General features: G+C 43.1%; 1 pseudogene. It reads left to right on the top strand.

The annotated features are described in order from the left end of the window. Positions 1–590: pseudogene (locus J7R05_RS07545) on the top strand (damage-inducible protein); the annotation flags it as partial.

Below are 590 nucleotides of genomic sequence, written 5' to 3'. Positions count from 1 at the left end.
AGATTGTCAAGAAATGTGGGACACGTGATTATTGGGAAGATTGGGCGAGCAATATTGCTGAGATTGCTAAGAATCATATCACGCGGTTAACAGGTATTCTGGCAGAGCCAGATACTGAGGCGCGTCGAGCCTTTGACAGGTTTGTGGCAGAACTGCGTGATGATTTAAATGATGCTGTTACAGAAGCTGATGCGATTGAGATGTTGGCACAGCATATTATCACGCGTCCTGTCTTTCAGGTGTTGTTTGAGGGGTATCAGTTTACACGTGAGAATCCTGTCTCGCGTGCTATGCAGCGTATGCTTGATGTGCTTGATGAGGCGAATCTTGATAAGGAATCCAAAGACCTCGAGAAATTTTATGCAAGTGTAAAGTTACGCGCTAGTGGAATTACGGATCCAAAAGCAAAACAGAGGTTGATTATAGAGCTTTACGATAAATTCTTTCGTTATGCTTTTCCACGCACTGTAGAAAAACTAGGCATTGTTTATACCCCCATTGAGGTTGTGGATTTTATTCTGCACTCTGTCAATGATGTCTTAGAGCAAGAATTTGGGCAAACGCTTGGCTCATCTGGTATTCACATCATG

Origin of the sequence: Bartonella capreoli (genome assembly GCF_902813205.1) — a bacterium.
GTDB classification, from domain to species: Bacteria; Pseudomonadota; Alphaproteobacteria; order Rhizobiales; family Rhizobiaceae; genus Bartonella; species Bartonella schoenbuchensis.
Note: the sequence above shows the minus strand (reverse complement) of the source record. Positions and strands in the feature narration are given on the sequence as shown.